Here is an 18257-nt window from a genome sequence, read left to right as displayed (position 1 = left end):
TGCATATATCCGGGTTCAGCTGGCACGACCGCCAGTCGAACTCAACCACACACCCTAGGGGAATTTGCATGAACAAGACTTTGCTCGTTACTGCGCTGTCGCTCGCTTTTGCACTGAATGCCCAAGCCCAGACGACAGATCCGACCACTGACAACTCGAATCAGGGGAACAACTCGTCGACGAACACGACTGACAATTCGAACCAGGGCAACAATTCCTCGACCAACACGGCGGACAACTCGAACCAGGGTAACGATTCGTCCTCGCGCGACAGCTCGGGCCAGAACAACAGCAGCGGCGCAGCGAGCGCCAGCGCCGTCGGCGGAGTTGCAGCGAATAACGGCGGCACCGCGACCTCGACCTTCTCGAATTCCTTCAACACCTCCAGCGCCACCGCCAACAGCACGCTCAACGGCACGGTGTCGGGCAACTCGATCAGCTACATCGGCAACGTCGCCACCAACATGGGCAGCGCCAACGGCGGCGCCTCGACCGGTGGCGCCGGTGCCAGCGGCTCAGGCGGGAATGCGCGCGGCAATGGCGGGGCCGGCGCCAGCGGCACGGGCGGCATGGCGGCGTCGGGCTCGACCGGCGGCAACGCCACGACCGGATCGGCAAGCGCCGGTGCTGCCAGCGCAGGCGGCGCCACCGCAGGTTCAGGCGGCGCCGGCGGCCTGGCATCGAATGCGACGAGCGGATCGGGCGCGTCGGGCGGTGCAGGTGGTGCCGGCGGCGCGGGCGGCTCCAGCGGTAACGCCGGTGGCGGCATGGGCGGTGCCGGCGGCGCGAGCGGCGCCGGTACCGGCGGCGCCGGCGGCGCAGCGATGGGTGGCAGTGGCGGCAACGGCGGTAACGCCGGCCGGGTGGCTGCGGGTGACGGCGGCATGGGCGGCACTGGCGGACTCGGCGGACGCGGCGCGGCCGGCGGCATGGTGACGGTCGGCGGCGCATCGTCGACGGGCGACGCATCCGGCGCGGGCGCCGGCATGAGCGGTAACACGGCCTCCAGCGGCAGCGGCGCCTCGACCCCGGATTCGACCGGCGGCGCCAGCGGCGCGGCTGACAGCGGCACTGCCAGCAGCACCGGCGGCACCGTGACCGGCGCCACCAACACGGCCTCGGCAGGCACTGGCACGGGCGGCGCAGGCGGCGCGGGCGCGGCAGGCGGCGCGGGCGGCGCAGGCGCGGCCGGCGGTACCGCTACCGGCGGCACCGGCGGCGCCGGCGCGGCCCTGTCGAGTACCGGCGGCGCGGCAGGCACCGGCACCAGCGGCGCAGGCGGCACAGGCGGCTCGGCCACGGCCGGCACCTCGACCGGCGGCGCGGGCGCGGCAGCCGGTGCGGGCGGCGCGGGCGGTTCCACCGGCCTGGCATCAAACACCGGCGGCGCAGGGTCGGCGGGCGGTAACGCCACCTCGGGCACCGCCACCAGCGGTTCGGGGACCTCGGGCACGGCAACGGCCGGCACCGGCGGCGCGGGCGGCGCCGGTGGCACCGGCACCGGTGGCATGGGCGGTGCGAGCGGCACCAACACGGCCGGTACCGGCACCGGCGGCGCCGGCGGCGCGGCGACCGGCGGCGCGGGCGGCACCAACACCGTCAACGCAGGCACCTTCGACATGTCCAACACCATGACCAATGTCGGTCAGTCGGCCGCAGGCGTGACGGTCCTCAGCCAGAACAACGGCTTCTCGTCCCTGATCCAGCAGAGCGTCAACGTCCAGAGCAACCTGTCCGTCGGCCCGTAAGCTGAACCGAGCGTAGTGAAGCAGGGATTGCCGTGCCCTTCGCGGGCGCGGCAATCTGATTCAGGGAGACACGATGAACACGATTTTTGCAATGCCCCGCTTACCGCATGCCTGCGTCCTGGCACTGGCCGCCTTCGTTGGCCAGGCCTGCGCCGGCGAACCTGCCACGGTGGCACCCGAACGGATCGGTGCGCCCGCGATCGCAGGGATCGAACAGGTTTTGAGGGCGCCGCCCCCGCTGGCGCAGGAACCCGCCACCACTCTTTCCATCGGCGGCGACCGGGTCCAGGCGGTCGACCTCGACAAGCTCGAGCACGAACGTGGCCGCGCCGACACCGTCCTCAACGACACCAAGCTCAACGGCGACGTGGCGAACAACAGCGCCACCAATGTCAACACCGGGTCGAACACCATCGATTCCGGCTCCTTCGCCAACATGTCCGGCATTCCGGTCGTGATCCAGAACACCGGCGCCAATGTGCTGATCCAGAGCGCGACGGTCATCAACCTGCAGTTCAAATGAGACATCGCGTACGACTTGGCACGTTTGCCGGCAGCCTGGCCCTGCTGCTCGGCCATGCCGCCGCGCATTCGGCCGAACTGGCACTGCCCAATGGCATGCGCGTCGGCAGCATGCCCGTCAAGAGCATGAAGGACCTGCGCTTCCAGGCAACGCTGCGCCAGCAGTACGACTTCAGCTGCGGCTCGGCCGCGCTGGCCACGCTACTGACCCACCACTACAACACGCCGACGACGGAAGAGGTCGCGTTTCAGGCCATGTTTGCCGGCGGCGACCAGCAGAAGATCCGGCGCGAAGGCTTTTCGCTGCTCGACATGCAGCGCTTCCTGAAAGACCGGGGCTTCACCGCCAACGGCTTCCAGCTGCCGCTCGACAAACTCATCGAAGCGAAACTGCCGGCGATCGTCCTCATTTCCGACAATGGCTACCAGCATTTCGTCGTGATCAAGGGCGCGGAAGACGGGCGCATCCTGCTGGGCGACCCGTCGCGCGGCACCCGCCTGATGGCGCGCGAACGCTTCGAATCGCTCTGGGCCAACCGGATCCTGTTCGTGATCCACGAAGGGCCGGTGAAACCCGCTTTCAACCAGGCCGCCGATTGGCGCAATGCGCCACGCGCGCCGCTCGCCGAAGGCGCCAGCCGCGCCCTCGACAGTATTTACGGGCTGCCGAAATTCGGCCCCGGCGATTTTTAAGGACACACCATGCGGCGGACCTGCCCAAGCTTTTTCACTTCCCTGCCGCTCCTGCTGCTGTCGATGGCGGGCGCGGCCATGGCGGCGGCGCCCGATGCGCCCGCCCTGGCAGCCTTCGACCCGGCCGATGCGGTCGACGACGCCACCCTCGACGGGGCGCGCGGCGGCTTCCTCACCGGCGACGGCCTGATGGTCAACCTGGGCCTGGAGCGCCTGGTCTCCATCAACGGCAACGTTGTCGAGCGCACCGAACTGCAGCTCGGCGACATCGGCAAGCTGGCCCGCGGCGAAGCGACCCTGTCCACCCAGGCCGTCGGCGAATTGCGCCTGATCCAGAACGGCGACGTGCGCACGATGGCCGGCAATGCACAGAACCTGCTCGGCGGCACCATCATCCAGAACTCGCTGAACGACCAGATCATCCGGAACCAGACCGCCATCAACGCCACCGTGAATACCGCCGGAATGTTACGTGCGCTTAATTTTGGAACAAGCTTGAATAATGCTTTGACAACAGCCGTAGCGCCCCGCTGACGGCCCACCACCATGGAGCAATTTATGCAGAAGATCCCGGCGCTATGTGCTGGAGCACTCGCCGTCAGCGCGGCCTTTTGCGCTCTTCCGGCGCAGGCGCAATCCGTCCAGGAACTGGCTGAACAGGTGAAAGCGATGCGCCAGCAGCTCGAGGCCCAGCGCACACGCATCGATGAACTCGAGCGCGATGTGCGCACGGCACGCGCCACGGCGCCGGGGCCGGCCGCGGCCGCGACGGCGGACCCGATGCTGGCCGGCGGCGCGGTCTCGCACGCCACGCTCGACGGCACGCGCGGCACCGGCAACGCGCCGCCTGATCCGGCAACGAGTTCGCCCCTGGCCGCGGGCCTGGCCGTGCCGGCTTCCGGCGCCCAGCTCGGGTCCATGCGCGGCACCGGCGGCGCGCCGGGCGCTGCCGGCGCGCCCCAGCAGCCCGCGGCGCCGGCCGCCCCGGTCGGCGGCCCGGCGAGCGCGCCGACTGCAGCAACGAACACCGCCCCCGTCGGCCGCGCCCCGAGCGAGAACAGCCGCCCGCGCGAGGTCGCCCCGATCTTCGAACAGCCGGGCGTGCTGACACCGCGCGGAAAATACGTCTTCGAACCGGCCCTCCAGTACGCCTATTCGTCGAGCAACCGCGTGGCCCTGGTCGGCTACACCGTCATCCCTGCCCTCCTGATCGGCCTGATCGACGTCCGCGAAGTCAAACGCAACACGACCACCGCCACCGCCACCCTGCGCCGCGGCCTGACCAACCGCTTCGAAGTCGAGGCCAAGCTGCCCTATGTGTACCGCAGCGACGCCACGGTCAGCCGCGAAGTCTTCACCGGCACCGCCGTCGAGCGCGCCTTCGAGACGAGCGGCAAGGCGATCGGCGACGTCGAACTGGCGGCGCGCTACCAGCTCAACGACGGCGGCGTCGACAAGCCCTTCTTCATCGGCGGCCTGCGCTTCAAGTCGCGCACCGGCAAGGACCCGTTCGAGGTCACGACCGATTGCCAGCGCCGCTGCATCGGCGAAAACATCACGGGCAGCGGCCTGCCCCTGGAACTCCCGACCGGCTCCGGCTTCTATTCGCTGCAGCCGAGCCTCACCTGGCTGTTCCCGTCCGATCCGGCCGTGTTCTTCGGCAGCTTCAGCTACCTGCACAACTTCAAGCGCGACGTCTCGCGTACCGTGCTGAACGGCGAAAAGGAGTCGCTCGGGGAAGTCGCGCCCGGCGGCGTGATCGGGTTCAACTTCGGCATGGGCCTGGCCCTGAACGACAAGGCTTCGTTCAGCGTCGGCTACGACCACAACTCGGTCGCCCGCACCAAGCAGTCCGGCCGCACGGTGCCGGGCTCGGTGCGCCTCCAGCTCGGCACCCTGCTGATCGGCTATTCCTACCGCCTCAGCGACAAGAAGACGCTGAGCGTGGCCGTCGGTGCCGGCCTGACCAGGGACACGCCGGACGTGACCCTGATGGTGCGGGTGCCGATGTCGTTCTGAGGCAGTCGGCCAAACGCTGTGCCGGTGCGTGCAACGCGCGCCGGCGTGGGACTTTGAGTCGGCCAGCGACTGCGCGCACAGGCTATCGAGCGTACGCGGCAGGAAGGCGTCCTGTTCGTAGCTGGGGATCAGGACAGTGATGCGTGGCAGGTGCGCTCGTGCTTGCATGATCCCGGCGTGCCCGTCGATGAGATGGATCGAGCTTACGTCGGCACATCCTTCGCCGTTTGTGGCGCATCAGCCGTGAAGATGGAACTGTGCAGTTTGGTGGCGGCGGCCGGAGGATCAATCGAGCCCGCCCCCGGCTCTCAAAACGCCCCCACATAATTCTCCGCCAGCGCCGTGCGCAGTGCGCGCGAGGCCACCACATTCTCCAGTTCCGCGCGCTGGATCCGGCGTTCGAAGGGAGAGGCATCGTCGAAGGTGTGCAGCAGCCGCGTCATCCACCACGAGAAATACTCGGCGCGCCAGACGCGCTTCAGGGCGGTCTCGGAATAGGCGTTCAGCCCATCTTCGCCCCCGGTTTTGTAGAACGCCACGAGCGCCTGCGACAGCACGCGCACGTCGGAAATGGCGAGGTTCATGCCCTTGGCCCCGGTCGGCGGCACGATGTGGGCGGCGTCGCCGGCCAGGAACAGGCGGCCATGGCGCATCGGGGCGCAGACGAAACTGCGCATGCCGATGATGCCCTTCTGGAAGATCTTGCCTTCCTTGAGTTTCCAGCCATCGTTGTGCTCCAGCCGCGCATGCAGTTCGGACCAGATGCGGTCGTCCGACCAGTTGTCGACCTTGTCGTGCGGGTCGCACTGGAAATACAGGCGCTGCACGCTCGGCGAGCGGGTGCTGACCAGGGCGAAGCCGCGTTCGTGCTGGGCGTAGATCAGCTCGTCGGACGAAGGCGCCGACTCGACCAGGATGCCGAACCAGCCGAACGGATACACACGCTGGAAGTCTTCGCGCGTCCCGGCAGGAATCATCGGGCGTGAAACCCCATGAAAGCCATCGGCCCCGATCACGAAGTCGGCCTCGATGCTTGCGCCCTGCCCCGCATGGACGAAGGTCACCGAAGGCTGCGCACTGTCGATATCGTGCAGCGCCACCTCGCTCACTTCGAAGCGCACATCTCCGCCGGCCGCCAGGCGCGCCGCCACCAGGTCGATGATGACTTCGTGCTGTGGATACACCGTGATCGACTGGCCCGTCAGTTCGGTGAGGTCGACGCGGTGCCGCTGCCCACCGAAGGCGAACTCGAAGCCATGGTGCAGCGCCCCTTCGCGCTGCATGCGCTCGCCGACGCCGGCCTCGTTGAGGATGTCCATGCTGCCCTGTTCGAGCACGCCGGCGCGGATGGTCGCCTCGATGTCGGCGCGGCTGCGCATTTCGAGCACGATCGATTCGATGCCCTGCAGGTGCAGCAGGTGGGATAGCAGAAGGCCGGCCGGGCCGGCGCCGATGATGGCAACCTGGGTACGCATGACAATGTCTCCGAATATGTTTTAGTAAGCCTCATCCTAGCCCGGGCAGCGCCCGGGTAAAATGGATCAAACACGAAAAAACTTGTACTATTTATTCATTCGGCCCAGCCACCCCACAAAGCGCACATGCCCGCCGCCATCGAAGCCTCACCCGTCACCGTCCCCGAATTCGCCCTCTACGGCGAAGCCACGCGGGGCAAGGACGCCGAGGCCGTGCATATCGAACTGATCGAGACCCGCAGCCGCAAGCACGACTGGCATATCGGCACCCATACCCATGCCGGCATGTTTCAGGTACTTTTTTTATTCAAAGGGCAGGTCCGCGCGGACATCGACGGCGACCTGTGGGAATGCGACGGGCCGGTGGCGCTGACCATCCACCCGTCCCTGCCGCACGGCTTCGATTTTTCCGAGGAAGCGCACGGCTATGTGCTGACGGTCGACCAGAACATGCTGTTCGCGGCGGCCGGCCACGAGGGGGATTTGTTCTCTCCGCTGTTCGTGCAGCCGCTGGCGGTCGGGCTCGGCGGGGCGCCGGACATGCTGGCGCGCATCGAAGCGCTGCTGCAGAACCTGATCCACGAAGCTTCCTGGCCGCGCCACGGCCACACCCTGATGCTCGAATGGCTCGCCCGCAGCACCCTGCTGATGCTGGTGCGGGTGCAGGCCGAGCGCCGCATCGCCGATACCTCCGGGCGCGGCGACTTCGAGCTGTTCAGCCGCTTCCGGGTCGAGGTCGAGCGCCATTACAAGGAGCAATGGCAGGTCGGACGCTATGCCGACCTGCTGCGCGTGGCGCCGGCGCGCCTGAACCGCCTGTGCCTGAAACTGGCCGGCAAATCGGCCTTCGAGATCACCCAGGACCGGCTCATGCTCGAGGCCTGCCGCAAGCTGACCTATGTCCCGGCGGGGGTGTCGAGCATTGCCTATGAGCTGGGCTTCCAGGACCCGGCCTATTTCAGCCGGCTGTTCAAGAAATTGATGGGGTTGACGCCGAAGGAGTTCCGGCGCAAGGCGCAGGCGCAGGACCGGCACGCGTGAACTCGGCGGCCAGCAGGCCATACACGTACTGGTCGACGAACACGCCGTTCAGGAATTCGTCCTGGCGCAACAGGCCTTCACGCACGAAGCCCAGCCGTTCGGCAACGCGCATGCTGCGCCCGTTCGAGGAGGCACAGTGCAGCTCGATCCTGTTCAAGCCGAACGGGCCGAAACACCATGCGAGAACGGCCTTCAGTGCCGAGCTGACGATACCTTTTCCCGCAAACCCGCTGCCGAGAAAATAGCCGATCTTCGCTTTGCGGTCGTCCCGGTCGATGTCTTTCAGGCGCACTGCGCCGCACAAGGTGTCGCCGGCAAACAAATGCCACTCGAAGGCTCCGCCATCGGCAGCGCGCGCCGCAGCCCGCTCCAGGTGCGCACGCGCCGCCTCCGCCGACGCCAGCGTCGCCACCATCGGCAGGTATGCGTTCAGGTGTTCCCGGTTCCCTGCGACCAGTGCCGCCAGCATGGCGGCATGCTCGACGCTCGCGGGAACGATGGCGATATCGGAGGCGGTGTCGAACAAGCTCGGATACATGCGCTACTTTCAGCAGAACGGGTTGGCGGACGGAAGGTGCCCGCACTGCCGGGCGCTGGCGCGATGATAACCGGTCGAGCCTGTCGCGTGCGCCTGCGGCCGGGCAAGACCCGTGCGCCGGGATTCCAGGACCTGCCTGTTTCAGCTCAGGCGCGGCCTTCCGCCAGGAATGGCAAGGCGCGTGCCAGCAGCTGCTCGGGCGCCTCTTCCGGGATGTAATGGCCGCAAGGCAGGGTTTCGCCCTCGACCCGGTCCGCCACCTGGCGCCATTCGCGCAGGGGCTCGAAGCAGCGGTGCACCACGCCCTGCTCGCCCCAGAGCACGAGCACGGGCATCGCCAGGCGGCGACCGGCGGCAATGTCCTCGCGGTCGTGCTCGAGGTCGATGCCGCCCGACGCCCGATAGTCCTCGCACAGGCCGTGCGCGGCGCCCGGCAGTGCCAGGCAACGCGTGTACTCGGCCAGGGCGCGCGGATCGAAGGGGGCAAGGCCCGCGCTCCTGCGTCCCATGACGTCGCGGATGTAGGCGGCCGGATCGGCTTCGATCAGGCGCTCGGGCAAGGGCGCGGGCTGGATCAGGAAGAACCAGTGCCAGTAGGCGCGCGCGAACTGCTCCGTGGTCTGGGCGTACATCGCCACCGTGGGCGCGATGTCGAGCAGTACCATGCGCTCGACCGCCTGCGGATGGTCGGCCGCCAGGCGGTGCGCGACGCGGGCGCCGCGGTCGTGCGCCAGCACCCTGAAGCTGGCGAAACCGAGCGCGCGCATCGCGGCCAGCATGTCGCCCGCCATGGTGCGCTTGCTGTAGGCGGCGTGTCCATCGTCGCCGGCCGGCTTGGACGAGTCGCCGTAGCCGCGCAGGTCGCAGGCGACGACGGTGAAACGCTCGCACAAAGCGGGCGCGACGCGATGCCAGATCGCGTGCGTCTGCGGGTGGCCGTGCAGCAGGAGCAGCGGCGGTCCCTTGCCGCCGACCAGCGCGTGAATGGAGATGTCCGGCGCAAGCTCGATGTCGCGCGCACTAAATCCCGGAAACAGGTCGAGGTCGCTCATGCTGCCGCCCCGATGGACGCTGCCCCGTCGAGCCTGGTGCGTGCGTGCGCGGCAACGTCCGCGAGCCAGGGCTGGTCCTGGCGCCACCGGCGGGCAAAGGCTTCGATGGCAGGCAGGTGCAGCAGGGACGCGCCCAGCATGTCGAGGCCGTCCAGGAACATGCGGCGATGGCGTTCGCTGAGCGTGAAGCCGGTCGTGCCGACGCTGCTCGCGACTTCCAGCCGTTCGACGTCGATGCGCAGCTGCAGCGGCCCTTCGTGCGCGAACAGCTGCTCCATATACGCTTCCGGCACGGTAGCGAGCATGAGCCCGTTGTTCATCGCGTTCGAATAAAAAATCTCGCCGAAGCTCGATGCGACGACTGCACGCACGCCGAACTGCTGCAGTCCCCACACGGCGTGCTCGCGGCTCGATCCGCAGCCGAAGTTGGCCCCGCCGAGGAGGATGGGTGCGCCCGCGTAGGCCTCCTGGTTCAGGACGAAATCGGGGCGCGGTGCACCGCTGCCGTCGAAGCGCAGGTCGTACAGGATGCCGCGGTCCAGGCCCGCCTTGTCGATGCCCCGCAAAAACTGTTTCGGGATGATCTGGTCGGTGTCGAGATTGGCGATGGGAAGCGGCACGGCGATCCCCTCGATGATCGTGTGCGTCATTGTGCAGCCTCCATGAAGGTTCGGACGTCGGTGATCTTGCCGGTCACCGCGGCGGCGGCGGCCATGGCTGGGCTCATCAGGTGGGTGATGGCGCCGCGTCCCTGCCGTCCTTCGAAATTGCGGTTCGTGGTCGAGGCGCAGCGGGTACCAGGCGCCAGCACGTCGTCGTTCATCGCCAGGCACATCGAGCAGCCGGGTTTGCGCCATTCGAAGCCGGCCGCGATCAATTGCGCCGCGATGCCTTCCCGCTCGGCCTGCTCGCGCACCGCGCCCGATCCGGGCACGACCATCGCGCGCACGCCCGGCGCCACCTTGTGTTCCCCCACCACTGCGGCCACCGCGCGCAGGTCCTCGATGCGGCCGTTGGTGCACGATCCGATGAACACGTGCTGGACGGCGATGCCCTCCAGAGGCGTGCCGCTGGCAAGCCCGGCGTACTGCAGCGCCCGCGCGTCGGAGGCGTCGCGTGCCGGCGGGATCGTGCCCGTGATCGGCATCGCCTGGTCGGGACTGGTTCCCCAGGTCACGGTCGGCGCCAGCGTCGAGGCGTCGAATACGTGCTCGACCTCGAACACGGCATCCTGGTCGCTGAACAGGGTGCGCCAGTGCGCCCGTGCCCGCGCGGCCATGTCGGCGTCGCCGGCCAGGTCCGGGCAGTGTTGCATCACATAGCGTATGGCTGTCTCGTCGGGCGCGATCAGGGCGCCGCGCGCGCCTGCTTCCACCGCCATATTGCACAGCGTGAAGCGCGCCTCGATGCTCAGCGCGGCGATCGCCGAACCGCAGAACTCGACCACATAGCCGCGCGCGCCCTGGGCGCCGATCCGGGCAATGACCATCAGGATCATGTCCTTGGCCGTGGTGCCGGCCGGCAGCTGGCCGTCGATGCGGATCCGCATGTCGCCGGCCAGGCGGTAGACCAGGGTCTGGGTCGCCAGCAAATGCTCGACCTCGGTGGTGCCGATGCCGAACCCGAGCGCCCCGAGCGCCCCGTAGGTCGTCGTATGGCTGTCGCCGCAGATGACCACCATGCCGGGGCGGATCATGCCGTGTTCCGGCGCGATCACGTGTTCGATGCCCTGGAAGCGGTCGTTGGTGTCGAACAGGGGAATGCCGTGGCGCTCGCAGTTGCGCTTCAGGTTGCTGGCCTGGAGGGCCGAGTCGGTATCCGCGATGATCCGCAGTTTATCGGCATGGGTCGGGATGATGTGGCTGACCGTGGCCACATTCTGCCCCGGATACAGGGTTTTCAGGCCTCGTTCGTGGAGGCCGGCGAAGGCCTGGGGACTGGTGTACTCGTTCATCAGGTGCAGGTCGGCGTACAGCAGGACATTGTCCGCGTCCAATTGCACGACTGTGTGTGCAGCCACCAGCTTTCGGTAAAGGGTCTTGCTCATTTTGCTTGCCTGGTTAAGGTTATTCGGCGGTGATGCCGCGGTCCTTGATCAGCTTGCCCCATGAAACGAGTTCCTGCGACAGGCGGGCCTGGGCCTGGGCCGGCGTGGACGGAATCGGGTCGAAGCCGTCCTTCACCAGTTTTTCCTTCAGTTGCGGCGACGTGATCGCCTTGTTCAAGGCGCCGTTCAGCTTGTCGATGATCGGCTGCGGGGTGCCGGCCGGCGCGAACACGATGAACCAGGTCTCGAAGCTGTAGCCGGGCGCGCCCGATTCCTGCAGGGTCGGCACGTTCGGCAGCAGCGGCGAACGCTTCGGCCCGGTGACGCCGATGGCGCGCAGTTTGCCGCCGTTCACGTGCGGCACGACCGCGGACAGGACCGGGAAGCTCATGTCCACCACGCCGGCCATGGTGTCGACCAGGGCCGGACCGCCGCCTTTATAGGGGATGTGGGCGATGTCGGTGCCGGTCACGTCCTTGAACAGCTCGGCCGACATGTGGAAGGTGCTGCCGGGACCGGCGGAACCATAGGTGTACTTGCCGGGCTTCGCCTTCACTGCCGCGAGCAGCTCTTTGGTGTCCTTGCCCGGGAAGGCCGGGTTGACGACCAGCACGTGCTGGGAGGTGGCGACCATGCCGATCGGCGCCAGGTCCTTCAGCGTGTTGTAGGGCATCTTCGCGAACAGCGCGGGATTGATCGCCAGCGACACGGTCTGCAGGCCGATCGTGTACCCATCCGGAGCCGCCTTGGCCACCGCATCGACGCCGATGTTGCCACCGGCGCCGGCCTTGTTCTCGACGTACAGCGTGCCGCCCAGCGCTTTCGCCCATTCGTCGCCAATGCGGCGCGCGACGATGTCGGCGCTGCCGGCGGGAGCGTAAGGCACGATCAGGCGGATCGGGCGCGAGGGATAGGTCTCGGCATGGGCAAGGGTCGATGCAAAGGCGGCCAGCGCCAGCAGGGCAAGTTTGATCTTCATGGGTCTCCTCCAATGGATGGAATGGTCGTTCCGGATCGCTGCCGGATAACAACATGATATTCAAAATATGAAGTCGTATAATGAATATTTCCGAACTTGATTCGGTCCTCACAGTTACGAATCGGACTGACGAATGGATAGCCTAGACGATTTGTCCTTCTTTGCCGTGGTCGTCAAACGCGGCAGCCTGGCCGCCGCCGCGCAGGAACTCGGCATCACGCCGCCGGCCGTCAGCAAACGCCTGGCCGCGATCGAGGCGCGCCTGCGCGTGCGCCTGCTGAACCGCACCACGCGGCGCATGAGCCTGACACCGGAAGGCGAAACCTGGCTGGCCGAAGGGGGCCGCCTGGTCGCCGAACTGGAAGAACTGGAACGCAAGATCTCCGGCGGCAGCGTGGTGCCGCAGGGCCTGCTGCGCCTGAATGCCACGCTCGGCTTCGGCCGCAAATACGTCACGCCCGAGCTGTCGCGCTTTGCGCGCGCCTATCCCGGGGTGGAGGTGCAGATGCACCTGAGCGACCGCCCGGTCAACCTGGTGGAACAGGCCTTCGACCTGGCGATCCGCTTCGGCGAACAGCCGGACGCGCGCATCACCGCGCGCAAGCTGGCCGACAACCGGCGCTTCCTGTGCGCATCTCCCTCTTACATCGCGGCGCACGGCATGCCGGCCTCCCCGCGCGACCTGCACCGGCACAGCTGCATCGTGCTGCGCGAAAGCGACGAAATCTACGGCAGCTGGCAGTTCCGTTCAGGGTCGCGCCAGGAGACCGTCAAGGTGCGTGGACCGCTCAGCACGAACGACGGCGAGGCGGCGCTGTCCTGGGCGCTCGACGGACATGGCATCGTGCTGCGTTCGGAATGGGATGCAGCGCCATATCTGCGTTCGGGGCGGCTGCAGTTGCTGCTCGAGGACTGGGCGCCGCCGCCGGCCGACATCTATATCCTGTTTCCAACCAAAAGCCATTTGCAGGCGAAGACGCGGGCGATGGTCGATTTCATGCTTGACGCGTTTGCCGACAGGCGCGGGACGGAGAGGATGCGCAGCGGGGGCAGCCTGCTCTGGTGAGCCACCCGCAAGAACGGGCCTGTGCCGAAGCAGGTCTACTGGCGGCGGGCAGGTGTCGCCAGATCGCACTGTTCGGCCGGCGCAGTCTTGCCGCAATGCTTGAAGAACAGCTTTGCGAGGTCGACCGCCATTTTCACATCCATCGACCTCAGGTTCGCATTGGAATCGCACCCACATCCTGTGAGTCCTCCTTGCCTGGCGGACTACAGCAAGGCCCCCAGCTCCACCTGAATCTTGATCATTGCCGGTAGACAGCGCTCGACCATCTGCTCGATCGGCAAACGCCCCGCGTGCACGCTGACATTCATTGCCGCCACCACGTCCCCCCGGAAATTCTTGACAGGCACGGCGATCGTCCTCAATCCCAGTTCCAGTTCCTGGTCGACCAGCGCATAGCCCTGGGCGCGGGCACGGGCAATTTCCAGCGCCAGCCGTTCGCGGTTGACGATCGTATGCGTGGTAATCGCCTCGGGATGGGCTCGCGCGAGAAAGGCCTCGATCTGCGCCTGCGGCAGGCTGGCCAGCAGCATGCGTCCATTCGCCGTGCACCAGGCCGGCACCCGCGTGCCCGGCTGCAGCGTCGCCGACACCAGCTGGCCGGCGCTGACCGCCGCCACGCAGACCAGCTGGTCATGGTCGAGCACGCCAACCGAGGCGGCCTCCCCCAGCGAATACGCGAGCCGGTACAAGAGCGGCTGGGCGATGCGCGGCAGGCGCGCCGAATGCAGGTAGCTCTGGCCCAGGCGCAGCACGGCCGGCGTCAGCGAAAACAGTTTGTTTTCGTGGCGCATGTAGCCGAGGTGGGTCAGCGTGATCAGGTAGCGGCGCGCGGCGGCGCGGGTCAGGCCGGTGGATTCCGCGACCTCGGCAATGGAGAGGCGCGAGCGTTCCTGGTCGAAGGCTTCGATCACCTTCAGCCCCTTTTCGAGGCCGGCGACGAGGTCGCGTTCAAGCGGCGGGTCGGTTTCCGTGGGCATAAGCGCAAATAAACGGGGAATTGTGCGAGTATCGCACAAAGTGTGCGCACTGCGGACGGCCCTGGCCCTCTGCCGCTTGTGAGCCACGCAAGGCTGGCCTACCATTTATTGCATCGACAAGACCACCTGAAGGAGACACGCCGTGAAATTCGATCCAGTCGAGCCGGGCATTTATCCGGAACTCATCTATCCCGCCTACAAATCCACCGTCAAGCGCGGCCCGCAGCAGCCGGCCCTGCGCATCGAGGCGCCGGTGCCGACCAGCCGCAACATCGTCGCCGGCCCGCACATCCTGCTGCCGCACGATACCGACCTGACGGCCCATGGCGCGAGCGAGCCGCTGGGCGAGAAGATCGTCGTCACCGGCCGCGTTGTCGACGAAGACGGCAAGCCGGTGCGCAATTCGCTGGTCGAAGTCTGGCAGGCGAACTCGGCCGGCCGCTACTGGCACAGCCGCGACCAACACGCCGCCCCGCTCGACCCGAATTTCCACGGCCTCGGCAAGATGCTGACCGACGACGACGGCCGCTACCGTTTCGTCACGATCAAGCCCGGCCCCTACCCCTGGGGCAACCACGACAAGGCCTGGCGCCCGGCCCACATCCATTTTTCGCTGTTCGGCAACGTGTATGCCCAGCGCCTGGTGACCCAGATGTATTTTCCGAGCGACCCGCTGTTCGACTACGACCCGATCTTCCAGAGCGTTCCGGACGAAGCGGCACGCCAGCGCCTGATCTCGCGCTTCAGCATGGAACAGACGGTCGGCGGCGAAATGCTCGGCTACGAATTCGACATCGTCCTGCGCGGACGCAACGCCACGCCGATGGGCCTGTAAGGAGACGACCATGAGCAACGCATCGAACAAAATCACCACCTCGCAAACCATCGGTCCCTTCTCGCACGAGGCATGGCAATGGGCGGTCGACGCCTGCATCCCCGGCAACCTGAAAACGACGGGCGACACCGTCCTCGTCACCGGCAACATCTATGACGGCGACGGCGCCCCGATCAACGACGCCCAGATCGAGGCCTGGACGCCGATTGGTGCCGCCCTGGAGCCGGAGCAGATGATTCCGGGCTTCCGCCGCGTGCCGAGCGGCGCCGACGGCGAATTCAGCCTGCGCGTCTCGCTGCCGCAACCGGCCGTCCGTGGCGAGCCGCTGATGTACGTGACCGTGTTCGCGCGCGGCCTGGTGCTGCACCAGTTCACGGCCGTCTTCCTGGAAGACGACGCCGGCCTGGCCGAATCGACCATCCTGAACCAGGTCCCGGAAGCGCGCCGCGCGACCCTGCTTGCGCGCCGCACCGGCGAGGGGCAGTATCACTGGGATATCCGGATGCAGGGCGAAGCGGAAACCGTTTTCTTCGACTACGCATGACCTGCCTCCACCAAGAGGCGAAGTTCAAGGACCACCTATGAGCGTATCGATCTTCGACAGTTTCCTCACCACGCCCGAGATGATCGCCGCCTTCGACGACGCGGCCATCGTCGGGGCGATGTTCCGCTACGAAGCGGCACTGGCGCGGGCCCAGGCCGAGGAAGGCGTGATTCCGCACGCCGCGGCGAGCGCGATTGCGGGCGTCTGCAAGGCCGACCTCTACGACATCCCGGCCCTGATCCACGCCGGCCGCCGCGCCGGCAGCCTCGCCATCCCGCTCGTGAAGGAACTGACCAGGACCGTCGCCCTCTACGACGAGGAGGCGGCGCGCCACGTCCACTGGGGCAGCACCAGCCAGGACGTGATCGACACCGCGCTGGTGCTGGCCACGCGCGCGGCCCTGCAGCTGCTCGACGATGAGCTGGCGGAGCTGGGCGTCCACCTGGCGGCGCTGGCCGAACAGCACCTGGCCACGCCGGTGCTGGCGCGCACGCTGATGCAACCGGCCCAGGTGACGAGTTTCGGCTTCAAGGCAGTCGGCTGGCTGGCGCCGCTCGTACGCGCGCGTGCCGCGCTGCGCGCGACCGCCGCGCAAGCCTTGCAGCTGCAACTGGGCGGCGCCGTCGGCACCCTCTCCGTCATGAAGGAGCAGGGGGCGGCGGTGGCCGCGCGCGTCGCGCAACAGCTTGGCCTCAAAGTCGCCGACGCCGCCTGGCATACGCAGCGCGACGAGTGGGTCCGGCTCGGCATGGAAGTGGCGGTCCTGACGGGCAGCCTCGGCAAGCTCGCGACCGACCTTTCGCTGATGGCGCAAGGCGAGATTGCGGAACTGGCCGAACCCTCGGGCAATGGCCGCGGCGGCTCGTCGGCGATGCCGCACAAGAGGAATCCCGTCTCCAGCATGATCGCGCTGGCCGCTTCCCGCCGCACGCCCCAGCATGCGGCGGCGTTGCTGGCCTGCATGGACCAGCAGCACGAGCGCGGCTTGGGCAACTGGCAGGCCGAACTGGCCGAGTGGCCGCCGCTGTTCCTGTCGGCGCACGGCGCGCTGCACGCATTGAACGACGCCTTTGCCGGCCTCACGGTCGACCGCGAACGGATGCTGCGCAATATCGCGGCGCTGCAGGGACTCGTGTTCGCCGAGAGCGCCTCGAGCTACCTGGCCGGCGCCATCGGCCGTCCCGCCGCGCATGCGCTGCTGGAAGGCCTGACGCGCCGGGTCACGAGCGAAGGCCGTCCGCTCGATGCCTTGCTGGCCGATGCCGTCAAGGCCGATCCGCAGCTTGCCGCCCACGTCGACCTGCAGCAGCTCGCCACGCTGTTCGACCCGGTCGCCGCCCTCGAACCGGCGCGGCGCCTGGCCGCCAGCCAGCTCGACGCCCTGCGCCAGCGCATGGCGGAGCTGGATACCACCCACCCTTTTCATGAGGCAGACGACGCATGAGTTTCGACCCGCTTGACCACGATTTCGAACGCGGCCTGCAAAACCGCCGCACCATCCTTGGCGACGCCTGGGTCGACCGTTCGATCAACAACGCCAACAGCTTCAATGCCGACTTCCAGAACCTGATCACGCGCTTCGCCTGGAACGAGATCTGGGGCCGGCCCGGCCTGGACCACAAGACGCGGCGTGCAATCGTCCTCTCGATCACGACCGCGCTCGGGCGCTGGGAAGAGTTCGAGCTGCACGTGCGCGCGGCCCTGCTCGGCGACGAGAGCAGCCGCCTCACACCCGACGAGATCAAGGAAATCCTGATGCAGTCGGCCATCTACGCGGGCGTGCCGGCCGCGAACACCGCCTTCGCGCACACGCTGGCGATCCTGCGCGAAGTGGGCGAGCAGATCGGCTATGCGCTCGAACCGGCGGCGCCGGGGGCCGTCGCGCACCCGGGCGTCGGACGCGAAGGCCGCACCGCCAGCAGCCCTGCCCTGCACTACAGCGTGCGCGAGCCGAGGAATGGCAAGGCGCCGCGCCACACGGTGGTGCTGAGCCATGCGCTCGGCTGCGACCTGACGATGTGGGACAGCCTTGCGAACCAGCTGGCGCTGGATAAGCGCGTGATCGCCTACGACCACCGCGGCCACGGCAGTTCCGATGCGCCGGATGCGCTGTATTCGATGGCGGACCTGGCCGACGACGCCGCGCGCCTGCTGCGCGAGCTCGATACCGGCCCGGTGGTCTGGGTCGGGCTGTCGATGGGCGGGATGGTGGGCCAGGAGCTGGCCCTGCGCCATCCGTCGCTGGTGCGGGCGCTGGTGCTGGCGAATACGACCAGCGGCTATCCGGAAGCGGCGCGCGCGGTGTGGGAACAGCGCATCGCAACCGTACGCGCCGAGGGCATCGAGGCGATCGCGGATGCGGTGATGGGACGCTACTTCCACGACGCCTTCCGCGCGCAGAAGGCGGCGACTGTCGCGCGCTTCCGGCGCCGGCTGGTCACGACCGATGCGACCGGCTATGTCGGCTGCTGCGAGGCGGTGGGCAAGGTCGATACGGGGTCGCGGCTTGGGCAAATCGGCGTGCCGACCCTGGTGATTGCCGGCGAACTCGATCAAGGGACGCCGGTGGCGATGGCGCAGGCGCTGGCGGAAGGGATTCCGGGGGCGCGGCTGGAGGTGCTGAGTGATGCTTCGCACCTGAGCGCGGCCGAGCAGCCGGAGGCGTTTGCGGCAAGCGTCGTCGGGTTCGTGGCGGGGCTGTAATCCGTAGGGTGGGCTCCG

At 67.7% G+C, this 18257-nt stretch carries 18 protein-coding genes; 11 read left to right on the top strand and 7 right to left on the bottom strand.

Going from position 1 to position 18257, the window contains the following annotated elements; genetic code table 11:
- Positions 1–68 precede the first annotated feature (68 nt).
- The 5 genes from LPB04_RS14785 to LPB04_RS14765 all read left to right on the top strand — a co-directional run bounded on the left by LPB04_RS14785 (position 69) and on the right by LPB04_RS14765 (position 4982).
- The gene (locus tag LPB04_RS14785; protein ID WP_193685296.1) at positions 69–1748 is read left to right on the top strand and encodes a hypothetical protein; all 1680 of its coding nucleotides are present in this window, start codon (positions 69–71) and stop codon (positions 1746–1748) included.
- 91 nt (positions 1749–1839) lie between these two features.
- Positions 1840–2271 (top strand): hypothetical protein, encoded by a 432-nt coding sequence (locus LPB04_RS14780; protein ID WP_193685295.1) that lies wholly within the window; start codon positions 1840–1842, stop codon positions 2269–2271.
- Positions 2268–2963, top strand: coding sequence for a C39 family peptidase (locus LPB04_RS14775; protein WP_193685294.1), 696 nt, complete (start codon positions 2268–2270; stop codon positions 2961–2963). The genes LPB04_RS14780 and LPB04_RS14775 overlap by 4 nt, the downstream gene beginning before the upstream one ends.
- A 9-nt stretch (positions 2964–2972) precedes the next feature.
- Complete coding sequence (locus tag LPB04_RS14770) at positions 2973–3497, top strand: hypothetical protein (RefSeq protein WP_193685293.1); 525 nt, start codon at positions 2973–2975, stop codon at positions 3495–3497.
- 24 nt (positions 3498–3521) lie between these two features.
- On the top strand, positions 3522–4982 hold the full coding sequence (locus LPB04_RS14765; RefSeq protein ID WP_227496417.1) for an acetate kinase: 1461 nt from the start codon (positions 3522–3524) through the stop codon (positions 4980–4982).
- A gap of 308 nt (positions 4983–5290) precedes the next feature.
- Here LPB04_RS14765 and LPB04_RS14760 read toward each other — a convergent pair whose 3' ends face one another.
- Positions 5291–6457, bottom strand: coding sequence for a 4-hydroxybenzoate 3-monooxygenase (locus LPB04_RS14760; RefSeq protein WP_193685292.1), 1167 nt, complete (start codon positions 6455–6457; stop codon positions 5291–5293).
- 126 nt (positions 6458–6583) lie between these two features.
- Here LPB04_RS14760 and LPB04_RS14755 point away from each other — a divergent pair, with 126 nt between their 5' ends.
- Complete coding sequence (locus LPB04_RS14755; RefSeq protein WP_193685291.1) at positions 6584–7498, top strand: helix-turn-helix domain-containing protein; 915 nt, start codon at positions 6584–6586, stop codon at positions 7496–7498.
- Here the strand turns inward: LPB04_RS14755 and LPB04_RS14750 are convergent.
- The 5 genes from LPB04_RS14750 to LPB04_RS14730 form a co-directional block, all read right to left on the bottom strand.
- Positions 7428–8036: a GNAT family N-acetyltransferase gene (locus LPB04_RS14750; protein ID WP_193685290.1), complete on the bottom strand. Its 609-nt coding sequence runs from the start codon at positions 8034–8036 to the stop codon at positions 7428–7430. The genes LPB04_RS14755 and LPB04_RS14750 overlap by 71 nt on opposite strands.
- A 146-nt stretch (positions 8037–8182) precedes the next feature.
- Entirely contained in the window at positions 8183–9088 is a 906-nt protein-coding gene (locus LPB04_RS14745) for an alpha/beta fold hydrolase (protein ID WP_193685289.1), read from the bottom strand.
- Positions 9085–9738, bottom strand: coding sequence for a 3-isopropylmalate dehydratase small subunit (gene leuD / locus LPB04_RS14740; RefSeq protein WP_193685288.1), 654 nt, complete (start codon positions 9736–9738; stop codon positions 9085–9087). The genes LPB04_RS14745 and leuD overlap by 4 nt, the downstream gene beginning before the upstream one ends.
- Positions 9735–11135 (bottom strand): 3-isopropylmalate dehydratase large subunit, encoded by a 1401-nt coding sequence (leuC, locus tag LPB04_RS14735; protein WP_193685287.1) that lies wholly within the window; start codon positions 11133–11135, stop codon positions 9735–9737. Before leuC ends, leuD begins: the two co-directional genes overlap by 4 nt.
- 19 nt (positions 11136–11154) lie before the next feature.
- On the bottom strand, positions 11155–12114 hold the full coding sequence (locus tag LPB04_RS14730; protein ID WP_193685286.1) for a tripartite tricarboxylate transporter substrate binding protein: 960 nt from the start codon (positions 12112–12114) through the stop codon (positions 11155–11157).
- Positions 12115–12247: 133 nt separating this feature from the next.
- On the opposite strand from LPB04_RS14730, the gene LPB04_RS14725 reads away from it, so the two are divergent.
- On the top strand, positions 12248–13180 hold the full coding sequence (locus LPB04_RS14725) for a LysR family transcriptional regulator (protein WP_193685285.1): 933 nt from the start codon (positions 12248–12250) through the stop codon (positions 13178–13180).
- Positions 13181–13383: 203 nt separating this feature from the next.
- Here the strand turns inward: LPB04_RS14725 and LPB04_RS14720 are convergent, their stop codons facing one another.
- Positions 13384–14157, bottom strand: a complete 774-nt coding sequence (locus tag LPB04_RS14720; RefSeq protein WP_193685284.1) for an IclR family transcriptional regulator domain-containing protein — start codon at positions 14155–14157, stop codon at positions 13384–13386.
- 142 nt (positions 14158–14299) lie between these two features.
- Between LPB04_RS14720 and pcaH the strand changes: the two genes are divergently transcribed.
- The 4 genes from pcaH to pcaCD are packed head-to-tail and all read left to right on the top strand — an operon-like array spanning position 14300 to position 18239.
- The gene (gene pcaH, locus LPB04_RS14715; protein ID WP_193685283.1) at positions 14300–14992 is read left to right on the top strand and encodes a protocatechuate 3,4-dioxygenase subunit beta; all 693 of its coding nucleotides are present in this window, start codon (positions 14300–14302) and stop codon (positions 14990–14992) included.
- A gap of 10 nt (positions 14993–15002) precedes the next feature.
- Positions 15003–15536 (top strand): peptidase associated/transthyretin-like domain-containing protein, encoded by a 534-nt coding sequence (locus tag LPB04_RS14710; protein WP_193685282.1) that lies wholly within the window; start codon positions 15003–15005, stop codon positions 15534–15536.
- A 37-nt stretch (positions 15537–15573) separates the two neighbouring features.
- A complete protein-coding gene (gene pcaB / locus LPB04_RS14705) occupies positions 15574–16980 on the top strand; it encodes a 3-carboxy-cis,cis-muconate cycloisomerase (RefSeq protein ID WP_193685281.1) in 1407 nt (468 codons plus the stop codon).
- Positions 16977–18239 (top strand): bifunctional 4-carboxymuconolactone decarboxylase/3-oxoadipate enol-lactonase PcaCD, encoded by a 1263-nt coding sequence (gene pcaCD / locus LPB04_RS14700; RefSeq protein ID WP_193685280.1) that lies wholly within the window; start codon positions 16977–16979, stop codon positions 18237–18239. The genes pcaB and pcaCD overlap by 4 nt, the downstream gene beginning before the upstream one ends.
- Positions 18240–18257: the final 18 nt, after the last annotated feature.

Origin of the sequence: Massilia litorea (assembly GCF_015101885.1) — a bacterium.
GTDB lineage: Bacteria > Pseudomonadota > Gammaproteobacteria > Burkholderiales > Burkholderiaceae_D > Telluria > Telluria litorea.
This window is presented reverse-complemented; position numbering and strand designations above follow the sequence as displayed.